10 protein-coding genes are annotated in these 12,311 nt (G+C 46.2%); 9 read left to right on the top strand and 1 reads right to left on the bottom strand.

Translation table 11 applies throughout. The features are described 5' to 3' along the window. The first annotated feature begins 251 nt into the window (after nt 1-251). The 7 genes from KJW29_RS08890 (at nt 252) to KJW29_RS08860 (ending at nt 7,830) form a co-directional block, all read left to right on the top strand. Complete coding sequence (locus KJW29_RS08890; protein ID WP_214629497.1) at nt 252-2,387, top strand: alpha-amylase family protein; 2,136 nt, start codon at nt 252-254, stop codon at nt 2,385-2,387. A 17-nt stretch (nt 2,388-2,404) separates the two neighbouring features. Further along, nucleotides 2,405-3,259: an EamA family transporter gene (locus KJW29_RS08885; RefSeq protein WP_214629496.1), complete on the top strand. Its 855-nt coding sequence runs from the start codon at nt 2,405-2,407 to the stop codon at nt 3,257-3,259. Nucleotides 3,260-3,282: 23 nt separating this feature from the next. Further along, the gene (locus tag KJW29_RS08880; protein ID WP_214629495.1) at nt 3,283-4,113 is read left to right on the top strand and encodes an alkaline phosphatase family protein; all 831 of its coding nucleotides are present in this window, start codon (nt 3,283-3,285) and stop codon (nt 4,111-4,113) included. Further along, nucleotides 4,110-5,096 carry a metallophosphoesterase family protein gene (locus KJW29_RS08875; RefSeq protein WP_214629494.1) on the top strand — a complete coding sequence of 329 codons (987 nt, stop codon included), beginning with the start codon at nt 4,110-4,112 and terminating at the stop codon, nt 5,094-5,096. The genes KJW29_RS08880 and KJW29_RS08875 overlap by 4 nt, the downstream gene beginning before the upstream one ends. Before the next feature lie 25 nt (nt 5,097-5,121). Further along, nucleotides 5,122-5,523 carry a metallophosphoesterase gene (locus tag KJW29_RS08870; RefSeq protein WP_214629493.1) on the top strand — a complete coding sequence of 134 codons (402 nt, stop codon included), beginning with the start codon at nt 5,122-5,124 and terminating at the stop codon, nt 5,521-5,523. Nucleotides 5,524-5,535: 12 nt separating this feature from the next. Further along, nucleotides 5,536-6,174: a metallophosphoesterase family protein gene (locus tag KJW29_RS08865; RefSeq protein ID WP_214629492.1), complete on the top strand. Its 639-nt coding sequence runs from the start codon at nt 5,536-5,538 to the stop codon at nt 6,172-6,174. 225 nt (nt 6,175-6,399) lie between these two features. After that, nucleotides 6,400-7,830 carry an RNA-guided endonuclease InsQ/TnpB family protein gene (locus tag KJW29_RS08860; protein WP_214629491.1) on the top strand — a complete coding sequence of 477 codons (1,431 nt, stop codon included), beginning with the start codon at nt 6,400-6,402 and terminating at the stop codon, nt 7,828-7,830. Between the two features lie 57 nt (nt 7,831-7,887). Here the strand turns inward: KJW29_RS08860 and KJW29_RS08855 are convergent, their stop codons facing one another. After that, a complete protein-coding gene (locus KJW29_RS08855; protein ID WP_214629490.1) occupies nt 7,888-10,059 on the bottom strand; it encodes a helix-turn-helix transcriptional regulator in 2,172 nt (723 codons plus the stop codon). Between the two features lie 402 nt (nt 10,060-10,461). On the opposite strand from KJW29_RS08855, the gene KJW29_RS08850 reads away from it, so the two are divergent. Both KJW29_RS08850 and KJW29_RS08845 read left to right on the top strand, forming a co-directional pair. Beyond that, nucleotides 10,462-11,406, top strand: coding sequence for an ABC transporter permease (locus tag KJW29_RS08850; RefSeq protein WP_246608658.1), 945 nt, complete (start codon nt 10,462-10,464; stop codon nt 11,404-11,406). 14 nt (nt 11,407-11,420) lie between these two features. Continuing rightward, nucleotides 11,421-12,308 carry a carbohydrate ABC transporter permease gene (locus tag KJW29_RS08845; protein ID WP_246608657.1) on the top strand — a complete coding sequence of 296 codons (888 nt, stop codon included), beginning with the start codon at nt 11,421-11,423 and terminating at the stop codon, nt 12,306-12,308. Nucleotides 12,309-12,311: the final 3 nt, after the last annotated feature.

Here is a 12,311-nt window from a genome sequence, read left to right as displayed (position 1 = left end):
TTCTGTTTTTCAATCTAGCATGCAACGTGCCGTTCAACAATTTGTCGTTTTTAAGATCGTTACGAAAGCGATGGTTAATCGTCGTTCGGATAAAGATATGACAGACATATGAAAAACTGAAAATACCGTCTTTGCCTTTTCGGGTATCAGATTAAATTATGACTGTTGCCTCCCGATGCGATCACGATTAGCATAGCAGTGTAAGTATATTTATTAGTGCGCAACTAATAGTTGTATATGGAGGTCGCTTGATGAAATCGACATTTGAAAAGGAACCGCCCGTCGCTCATGCGTCGCACAGATGGGAAGAAAACGAGCATTGCCTGCACTATGACTATAATGGTAAACCTTTGCTCTCGATTTTTATTCCGGAGGGGGCAAAACCGTACTATCGTGAAGCTTCTAACGGCAATATACAGAGCAGCCCGTTTGTGCAGCAAATATATGTTGCTTTGGATAAGCCTACTTTGGTCAAAGTCATCATTCATTTAAGTAAGGACGCGCTCAACATGCGGCCGCAAAGAGCGGTTAAAGGCCAGGCGATACTGGGTCAGATCGGCAAACCTTTGCTTAAAGGGGTTAACGGGATTTACGATGTTTTTCAGGATTTGTTGATCGATTGGCATGGCGCAGGTTGGTCGTGGACAAAATCGCGCCTGGAACAGAACGACACTGGAGATTGGCAGGCGGAATTGGAAGTTCAGGGAGGTTTGCAGCCTTGGATTGTCAATTTACGGATGCAGTATTATCGCCGTCATCTTCAATTTGAACATCATCGTCCATGGCAATGGCGTCCGAATGTGCAGCCGATTACCGGGTGGAGCTCATGGGAAGCGTTCGCGCAGCGTGTAACCGGACAGGATATCGAAACAACTGCGGCGTTCTTGGAAACTCATTTCAAGCCTTATGGGTTGAATGTGATGCAGATTGATGACGGATTTCAGTCAGAAGTCATACCTCCAACAAAGGAAGGGATCGTCGCCGATGCTTGGGTTCAAACGAATGATCGTTTTCCGGAAGGACATGAAGGATTAATTTCCAGTATTGGGGGACGTGGTTTTCAGGCTGGAATTTGGTCAAGCGCGATGGTTACGAATACGGAATTCGTGGAAGCGAACCGCGAATATTTTGAATGCGACTTGAGCGGCGATCCTTTATATGGTCAGTGGATTTTTAACGTCTTAAAAACGGACCCGAAAACGTTGACTGATCAGGTGGCGCCGCTGTACAGGGGATTAAAGGACAATGGCTACAGCTATTTCAAAACCGATCAAATTCGTCATTTTTTGTATGACGGTCTGCATAAGGCGGTCAATGACGGCCTCCTTTCAAATGAGGAGGCATCCGCGAGTTTGCGCAACTATCTCCAGTGCGCAAGGGAGCAGATTGGAGAAGATTCCTTTTTCCTCGCTTGCTGGGGCGTGTTGACGGAGGCGGCAGGAATCGTTGACGCGTGCAGAATCGCCGGAGATTCGAATCCGAGCTGGTCGGCGATTTGCAAGCAGATGGTTGAAACAGCCCGCTGGTATCATACTCAGCGAATCCTTTATTTAAACGACCCGGATTACATATGCGTGCGTACGGAGGAAGCGTGGGGCCAATCGCTGCTGTCGCTCGTTTCGTTAACAGGCGGACTGTTGATGATCAGCGACAATACGGAGCTCTATGATAAGGACAGAATTCATTCCATTCAGCGTTGCATCCCGTCTCTGGCAACGACGACTGGAGAAACGGGGCAGCTCGACATGACCTTCCCGTTGGATTTTTCCTTGCCGCAGCTCAGCGATCGTCAAATGGATGATGCTTTCGCCTATGCTCTGCTTGGCATGAACGCGGAAGCGCGTGAAAAGAATGCGACTGGGTCGTTGTGGGCGATACACTTTGATCTTCCATTTCGCCGGTGGTGCGTTGCGGGCCGATTTGCGGTTGTGCCTCTAATGGAGACGGTGCTTGGGCTGGAAGCGTTGGCGCTTGCGCCAGATGACGTGTACCATGCGTTCGATTTTTGGAAACAGCGTTATTTGGGTAAAAAGACCGGATCGATCGCGCTGGATGCACTGGAGCTCGGGCATTGTCAGATCGTCGGTTTGTGCAAAGCCGAGAACCGGCCGCAATTGATCGGTTCCTCCAGACATGTCAGCATGGATGCGGTCAGCGTTGCAGACGAACGCTGGGAGGACGGACGATTGCTTCTCGATTTGCGGGGAGTGCCGGGAACGACGGAGCATTATTGGATTTCGGTTCCTTCCTCGTACCGCTACGAGAATTGCAGCGGTATTGGGATCGCAATCGCAGTCGAAGACGGCGATTGCGAGGATAGCCGCCTGCTAAAGTTGAGTATTCGGTGGGAAGAAGAACAAGGTAAGGCTGATCTCCGATTTAGTTGATGAAAGAAGGTTAACGTATGTTTTGGATTGCGATGTCGTTGGTCATCATTTCAGGCACAACGAATGCAATATGGAATTTTTTCGCCAAGCGAAGTGAAAGTAAGCAAGCGTATCTCGCACTGATCGTCATGACGGCAAATGTCATTCTGATTCCCATTTTATTGATGGAATTGTTGAGCGAAAGGTATCCGCTGCAAGTCTATTTATTGCTCCTGTTGTCCATGGCGGCACAAGCGGCTTACGCAATTATGTTATCCCAGGTCTATAAGCTGGGCGATTTGTCCCAAGTCTATCCGATTCAGCGTGGAACGGGAGTACTGCTTATTCCTTTAATTAGCGTCATTTTTATGGGCGAGCGACTGTCCATAGGGGGATGGGCGGGAGTTGCCATCATCCTGCTCGGCATACTGGGTTTAAGCGAATGGAATAAACGCTCAAATCCCGGTCAAGCGGTACAGTTAATGCCCGTATTGACAGCGCTAGGGGTAGGGTTATGCACGACATCGTATGTGTTGATCGATAAAATGACACTGCAATACGTAACTCCGCTTACTCTGATAGCGGCTTCCAACATCGGATTTATGCTGGGGAATGTGCGAACGATGGTAAACGGAAAAACGTTATTGTCCGAGTGGAGAAAAAATAAAGGAACGATTTTGCTCGGATCGGTGCTGATGCCCTGCTCGTATTTCTTATTCCTGTTGGCGATGAACCTGGCTCCGGTATCCCATATCGCTCCGGTCAGGGAAATCGGAACGGTTGTCGCTACTTTGTTGGGAATATGGATTCTGAAAGAGAAAAATGGCATCAGAAGATTGATGACTGCAACGGCGATTACGGCAGGCATTATCGTAGTCGGCATAAGCGGATAATGATCAAAAGGGGATGAAAGAAAATGAAGCAAGCAACGAAAAGAGTAGTAATCATCGGTCTTGACGGGGCCGGCAATATGATCGATCAAGCAAACACTCCGAATATCGACAAAGCTTTGAAGGGCGGATTTATAACGTACGAGGCACAAACAGTACTTCCCACGATTAGCGGAGAATGTTGGGGATCGATGTTCCATGGGGTAAAGCCGAGTCTGCACGGTCTTACCAACGAAAGAGCGGAGCATCGCCAATATCCGATCGATTCGCCATATCCGTCGTTTATGCGACTTGTAAAGGAAGCGGATCCGTCCGCAGTTATCGCCTCGTTTAGCGCGTGGAAGCCGATCAATGACGGCATTATCGAAGAAGGCATCGCAGACTATGTCTCCAACGTCCATGCGGATAAACATTTGGTAAAAGAAGTGGCCGCTTTTTCCGAACAACATCAGGATTTCAAGCTTATGTTTATTCAATTCGACGGGATCGACGGCGCTGGACATTCTTTCGGTTATGGCTCGACACTATTTCATGAGGTTATAGAAGAAACAGATGAATTGATTGGTCAAATTCTTGATATACTTCGGGCAAAAAATAGGCTGGAAGACACTTTGATCATATTTCTGTCAGATCATGGCGGGGGCGGGGCGGACCCGAAAAACCATGGAAGCGATCATCCGAAGGATGTGACGATTTTCTGGGGATGCGCAGGTCCAAACGTCGTGTCGAATGCCGAAGCGGAGCCTGTTGCGATTGAAGATACAGCGGCTGTCGTCGCCTATGCGCTGGGAATCGACTCGCCCGATACTTGGTCTGCAAAAGTGCCTGCTGGTTTATTTAAGGAGGAGTCCCGTTGAGCACAAATCAGTTCAACAACGATATACCAGAATTTTACGAGTACTGGGTTTCGCAAGCCATTAGGCGAACGATGAAGGATCAAAATGAACAGACGGTTCGAGTTATTTTTTACACGGATCCGCATCACATGCCCGGGGGCAATCAGCTTCGCACGGCGGCGGTCATCCGGCAGCTGGCGCAAAACATTCCTGTGGATGCGATCGTATGCGGAGGAGATTTCAGCGAGAACGGCCCGAAAGAGGAGGTCGAACGGTCGCAAATGGAAATCCTTAATGCGCTTCGGGTGCAAGAATGTCCCGTATTTCCGGTAAAAGGCAATCATGACGACAATTCCATTCAGGACTTTCACCTAAAAACGGGCGGCGTGGATCATGTCATTTTTCCGCAACAATCCTACGAGGACTGGCTTAAACCATTGGAGGGCAAAGTAGTCTTCGATAAAGGAAACGAATGCGGCTTATATTACTACTATGACATTCCCGGCAAAAAGACGAGAATCGCCATTTTAAACAGTATCGATATTCCGTACCAGACAGCTGACAGCGGGGAGCTTAAGCATAACGGACAATGGGAATACGCTTTTTCCGAAAGACAGCTGGATTGGGTTGAACGCAAAGTTTTCGATTTTGGCCGGCAGCCGGGCAGCGATGAATGGAAAGTTTTGATTTTTTCACATGTCGCGATTATCCAGGACGGCTTGGAAGGCGTTGATCATGACGTAGCTAATGGGGAAGCCATGTGGGATATCATTAGAAGAAATCAAAAGCACGTCGCGGCTTGTTTTTTCGGCCATGTCCATTGCGATCAAGTATTGGTGAGAGACGGCATTCCGATGATTTCTACTCTTAATGCGGCCACTTACGGGAGATTAAAAGATATGGCATCCGAAACGGCATTCGATATTGTCGGCTTAAATGAGGCAAAAAATGAACTTTCGATCATCCGCTTCGGAGCGGGAGAGGACAGAAGCATCCGCATCTAAAACATGAAAGGAGATGAATGAACGGATGGGAGTGGAAACGTCTGAGCATGGACGGGGCCAAGCGGATCTGGCTGAACAATATCCTGATTTACCGGACAATTATCATATACCTTTAAGCGAAACGATCGATCGGGCAAAGCAAGCGCAGACGGCAGGAACCGTCGACATCGTGTTCTACACCGACCCTCATCATAAGAGGGGAAGCAATCAGCTTCGAGCTGCGGCTGCGGTCAAACATGCAGCTAAAGCGCTTTATATGGACTGTATTGTTGTCGGGGGCGACATCGTAGAGAATGGGCCAAAAAAAGAAGTCGTTTCAGCTCAATCGGAGTTCATGGATGCGATCAGAATGCAAGGCTGTCCTTCCTTCCCGATGAGAGGAAACCATGACGATAACTCGGTCGAGGATTTTCGGTTGAAATTATAAGGCGCTAACAATGTGATATTCCCGGTCGAATCCTATGCGGATATTTACCAATGTTTAGACGGAACGGTCTCATTTGACAAAGGCAACGAATGCGGACTTTATTACTACTACGATATTCCGGAAAAAAAGACGAAAATCGTTATGCTGAACAGCATCGATATTTTCTATAAAGTAAAAGCGGACGGAATGCTGCTGCAAAACGGACAATGGGAATACGCCTTCTCGGACAGACAGGTTGATTGGTTCGAGCATAAGGTGTTCGAGTTTAGCGGCATGCCGGACAGCGAAAGTTGGAAGGTCGTCATTTTCTCGCATTTGCCTATTATTCAGCGAGGGGTTAAAGGATATGTTGACGGAGAAGTAGAAAACGGCGAGAAGATTTGGAAAATCATAAAAACAAATCGCAATCATGTTGTCGCATGCCTGTTCGGGCACGTCCATATCGACCAAGTGCTGTACCAAGACGGCATTCCGCTGATTTCGACTCTAAACGCGGTTAGCTATCGAAATTATGCCGAAAGCCCCGAAAGGAAGGTAGGTACGGCGAGCGCGACGGTGTTCGACCTTATCAGCATGGATTGTTCGAGGGGCGAATTGCGATTGACCCGGTTCGGAGCGGGAGAAGACATGATTGTAATCTTTGAAGTATGATCAGTCCGACAGCACCGGATCAGAATATTAGGGAGGCCGTTACCGCGGCCTCCCTTACTTTGTATCTATCAGCGTTCGCCGAGAGGACTCCCACTTATTCAAGTGGCGAGGTGAATCGGCGACATCTTGAATAAGCGATCAAAATATTCTTCCTTTCTTCCCCTTGTAGCGATACAATATATAAGAACGTATGTTCTTTATTGGGGCGAGGAAGGAGGTGAAGTGATGGCAATTGCAGAAGTCACATACAGAACTTATCAAGTTTGGATTAAGCCGGGCCATCGGCTGTTTGGCTATCTGGATGAAGCATGCCAGAGAGCCAAAAATCTGTACAATACCACGAATTTTTATATCCGTCAGGTGTTTACGGCATGGGGGCGTCAGGAAGACCTGCTCCCACTGCAACAACAAGTAATGGACACGTTGGCCGTACAAATTGGTGCAATGAATGAACGACGGAGCGAGAAAAATCGTTCACGCCCATTTGAGCTGCCGTCACTGGATAAGCCTTTTGTATCGTATGCCTTCCTGGACGCCTTATTCAAAGTGATGGGACAAACGGATTATCGCGCGCTCCCTGCACAGAGCAGTCAAGGGATTATGAAAGTCGTGTTCCAGAACTGGAAGGCTTTCTTCGCGAGCATGAAGGATTTCCGAAAGCATCCAGAGAAGTACACGGGCAAGCCTAACATTCCGGGGTATGCTCGAGGCACAGCGAAGGAAGTTGTGTTTTCTAATCAGGATTGTATCGTTAAAGGCGGGAGATTTCTTAAGTTTCCCAAGACCAACCTGCAGCTTAACATCGGCAAATTGGGCCGTACCGAGGGACAACTGATGCAGGTGCGTGTAGTTCCAAGTCATGGACGTTACGTCGTCGAGCTGGTCTTCGCTTGTCAGGTGAAAAAGGAAGAGGACGTATATGTTCCGCATTTACTTATGGCAATTGATTTGGGGGTGGACAATCTTGCAACCATTGTCACAACATCCGGCTCGAGGCCGATGATCGTGAAGGGCAGGATTATCAAATCGATCAATCAATATTACAACAAAATGAAAGCGTACTATACAGGCATCCTTCGTCAGGGTAAGGAGCCGCGAGAAGGCGCGTTTACGTCTAAACAATTGGAACGTTTGCATCTGAAGCGACATCGCCGGATCAATGACCTGTTCCACAAAGCAAGTCATCACATCATCAAGCTGGCTGTGGAGCAACGGATTGGCACCATCGTCATTGGTCATAACGATGGATGGAAACAAGAAGCTGCCATGGGACGTCGAAACAATCAATCGTTTTGTCATATTCCGCATCAGATGTTGATAGACATGATCCAGTATAAAGCGGAAGAACAGGGGATAGTGGTCATCCTGATCGAGGAAGCTTATACATCAAAAGCGAGCTTCCTGGACCAGGATTCGTTGCCGTGTTATGACGAAGGGAGAACAGTGACATTCACCGGCAAACGAATCTGTCGCGGACTGTACCAGAGTCCGAAAGGTTGGATTCATGCCGATGTCAACGGCGCGGCGAATATTATGCGCAAAGTATTCCCAAACGTCACTCCACAAGGAGCGAATGGGATAGAGGGGTTGGATGGTAACCAGACCATCAACGTGTCAACTCCGCTGGTGTTAAGCATCCTGAACAAGTCAGGTTGAGACATCAGAAACCCCCACTTCAACCGAAGCGTTAACAACGGTAAGTGGAGGGAGTATTCATTCCTGCTGCATCCTGACATGCTGGGTGGGCGTCGTACCTGCAATTTTTTTGAAATGGCGGATAAACGTCCCGGCATTGGTATAACCGACGCGTTCGGCGACATCTTTCATAGCTAACTGCGAATGTAATTGGATAAGTTGAATTGCGGATTGTATCCGTATCAGGTGCACGTAATAGTTCAAGTTATAGCCGGTATTTTTCTTGAAGTAGGTAGACAAATAAACATGAGTGATCGAGAAATGATCTGCAATGACTGTTAACGACAAGTCCGGGTTGGCATAGTTTTTTTCGATATAAAGTTTAATTTGCTCGATAAGCGGCGTATTCGGCAATGCAGATCGCTTTGCAACTACGGCGTATCCGTTGCGAATTTGATTAAATAAATATTGAAGATGGTAGCTCTCCATAGGTGTTGGCGGAGTTAACCCTACCTCCTCGGAGGGAATTTTTTTGCTGTTCAAAATGACAAGGAGCAGGTCGTGGAAATAACGAAGCATATTTTGGAACTGCTCGAATGTCAAACTTTTAAATGTTTTTTCCATTGTTTTATCAAAAAATTGATAAACGGCTTCCGAGTTTCCTTTGAGCACATAGTTGACAAGCTCTTGCTCCTTATCGATGGATAAGTGGATGACCGAAGATTGGCCGCTGTTCTGGGCTTGATATGGATTGACGCGCTTTAAATGGGTTAAGTCCGGCACATGTTTGTCTATCGCGTCTTTCGATTCGTAAATGGCTTTGCCGATTTCTTTCAGTTGCGTTTTAACGGAACTGATGCCGCAGAGAAAAAGCCCATTGATTACCGGAGCGGGATCGCTCTCCAAAACACGATAGATTAGTGCTTCCAGCGTTTCGGTTTCGGAGCATTTTACGATAAGTATACATTTATCGCTATGGTGGTGCAGGCGAATGTACGGTCCAATTTGGTTTAATGCGGCTTCTAGCAATGGGGCGTAATAAGCTGAGTGCTCCCCAAGGTTGTTCTCTTCGATGACAGAAATTACGGCATAAGAATCAAACTTTGCTGACAGCAGCTGGTGGATGTTGGGCTTTAATATATAGTTCTCGTCGGTTGACAGCCGCAGAAGCGCGTTATGCTCCAGGATGTCGGCTTGCTCCGTCATTTCCTGTTTCATGGAGAGTGTCGCGGAATTGAGCTCCTTGAACGTATCGGAGAGAATCGCGAACTCATTTTTTGTAGCTGGCGCTGTCGTCCATTGATTTAACGTTCTCGCCAATAGTCTAAGCGGTCTGAACATGGACCAGTTGACTAATAAAAAACCAAGATTTACAGCAAAGAACACTGCGAACAAAATAAATGTATAACCGTTGGCCTTTTGAAGCTTCTCCTGCATCTGGCTTTCCGAAAACAAAACGGTGTAAGTGAACAAGGGATCCGTATGGGCGATAGGCGTATATTTTTTTCCATCGATCATGATCTGCCTCGACAAATTCTGAAGCCGTTGCCCGACGAGATCTTGATCAAAAGCGGCTGTACTAATAAAAGGTTGATTATCCTTATCGCTTATCACGATGACGTTATCAAGCAAACGGGTTTGATCGTTTAAATAGGCCAACAATTGGTCCTTCGCGATCTGAACAAAGATGTAACCTGTCGGGAATAACCGGTACGAAAATACGATCGTATTGCGGAAATTATGGATACGCTCCAATTCGTTTTGCAGCAGGCAACGACATACTTCCCCGTCGTTTTTAAGATCAAGATTTTCATAGAACACGTTTAAGCTGCGGGTTCCATCGCTGCTGACGACCATATTCTGGTCTGGGAAGTAGGCGGATAGCTGTGCTCGAAACGGGAGCTGCAAATTGGTTTGCGTTATTTTGTTTTTATAAGCTAATAACTCGGTATAATAGGAACGCGAATTTTTTGAGATGTTGGATAAAATCTTTGTCTCCGGACTCACGCTGTAATTGTAAATCATGTTGCGGATCGCGAGCCATTCTCCAGACAATTGACTGGACACTTGCTTTAGAAAGCTTTCATTCGTTCGTAAAACTTCTTCCTTTACATTCGTTTTTAAATACGAGTAGTTAAAACCCAGCAGACTGGTAAGCAAAATGATAAAAATCATGTTTACAATGAGCAACTTAAACAGAACGCTGCTTCTGTGATAGCGAGTGGAAACAGAACGGAACCATTTGTTCAAGTATGAGCCCCCCCTTTTTTGCGGTACGAAATATCGCTTCTATATTGTGTAACCGCTTGCATGACTTGCATGATTTAGGCTGTTTTCGAGATAGTGATTGTATTATTATAGCTGGATAAAGTTTGGCTGTCATGCGAAGTTGAAATACTGAACAGCACATTAATATATGAACGTTCCGGATTTTATGCATCAAATCGATTTTCGTCCGTTCACATGCAATTGATTTTTGATGGAATATGAAATTATTCAAACGATATGAATAGTTGATCATTGTCGATAAATCATCCGCTCCTGTATTCTGAGATCACCAAGTGCGAGACGCAAATGACAACAGGTCGCACTATGAAGAAAGGGCTTACATGATTGTTGTCGTCATGTAAAAGTATACTGGAGGGGTGAAAATTGCAGAATCAACAACTTGTGCGGGAGCTGCAACCAAGAAAAAAATATAACTTTCTGCGCAAATGTCTAAAACAGCGCTACTTGATCTTGATGGTGCTGCCTGGTTTTCTAGTTTTATTGGTTTTTAAGTATTTTCCCATGTACGGAATTACAATCGCTTTCAAAAGTTATGATGCTTCGTTGGGTTTCCTGAGGAGTCCGTGGATTGGATTTGATCATTTTAGGGCGTTTTTTGATAGTCCGATGAGCTGGAGAATTACAAAAAATACGTTGCTGCTTGCATTTTATTCCTTGCTTTTCGGATTTCCCGCACCTGTCATTTTTGCTTTGTTATTGAATGAACTTCGTCAAAAATTATTTAAACGGGCCGTGCAAACCATTACTTATTTCCCTCATTTTCTGTCCGCGGTCATCGTCGTCGGCTTTATTCATGAATTTACTTCGGTCGAAGGAATAATCAATAAAATTCTATCCTGGTTTGGGGCGGAACCGAGGACGCTGCTGTATGTATCGGATGCTTTCCGGCCGCTGTACGTCGGATCGAGTATATGGCAGGAGCTTGGTTATGGCGCCATCATCTATTTAGCGGCTTTGACCGGCGTTGATCCGGCGCAGCATGAAGCGGCCGTTATTGACGGAGCAAATCGTTGGCAGAGATTGAGGTATGTCACATGGCCGGCCATCATACCGGCGACCTCCGTGATGCTCATCTTGAAACTAGGGACTATTTTGAGCACGGATTATCAAAAGGTGCTTCTGATGTATAATCCGAAAATTTACGAAACGGCGGACGTAATCGAAACCTACGTCTACCGGGTAGGCGTGCAAGGCGGACAATTTGAATATGGCGCTGCGGTCGGATTGATGCTCTCCGTGATCAGTTTCTTCTTGATCATATTTGCAAATTACTTTTCCAAGAAAGTATCCGAAAACAGCTTATGGTAAGGAGTTGACAAGCTTTGAAAGTTTATAATGAAGGGCTTTGGTCCAAAACTTTCGATATTTTTAATTACATGCTTATGGTGCTTTTATGTATCATTATGCTTTACCCGCTATTGAATACGTTTGCAGTTTCCATCAGCGATCCGGTTTTGGTCGGTCAAGGAAAAATAACCTGGTATCCTCAAGGATTCGACCTTCATAGCTACCAGTACATTTTTCAGGATAAAAACATTTTAAATGCTTATAAGAATACGCTTGTTTTTTTAGTCATCGGCACTTCATTGCAATTGCTTTTGACCACCTTGTTCGCCTATCCGCTAGCGATCCGGGAATTTATATTTCGCAAACCTTTGGCCGTTTACGTCATCATCACGATGGTGTTTAGCGGGGGACTCATTCCGCAATTCCTTCTAATTAAGGACTTGCAGCTGTTCAATTCGATCTGGGCGGTCGTGCTGCCCGTCGCGATGAGCGCATTCAACATCATCATCTTCCGTACTTTTTTCCAAGATATACCCAAGGAATTGCGTGAGTCCGCCTATTTGGACGGGGCAAATGATTTCGGTATTCTGTTTCGAATATACGTCCCGCTATCCAAGCCGCTGCTGGCGACATTCGCGCTTTTTGGCGCCGTTATGTTTTGGAATATGTGGTTCGAGCCGATGATTTATCTCAATAATGAGAACAGTCATCCGATTCAGCTGCTTTTGCGCAGAATGACCATAGAGCTGACCAATTATACGGATGTTGGCGGGTTGCAGCGTTTTATCGACACTTACAATCTGAACCCCAAAAACATCAGGATGGCGTCCATCATCGTTACTATTTTGCCAATTCTGTTCATCTACCCTTTATTGCAGAAACACTTTGTTTCCGGGATGATGATCGGTTCAGTGAAAGGCTAACAT

This window comes from Paenibacillus agaridevorans (assembly GCF_018604145.1).
GTDB classification, from domain to species: domain Bacteria; phylum Bacillota; class Bacilli; order Paenibacillales; family Paenibacillaceae; genus Pristimantibacillus; species Pristimantibacillus agaridevorans.
Note: the sequence above shows the minus strand (reverse complement) of the source record. Positions and strands in the feature narration are given on the sequence as shown.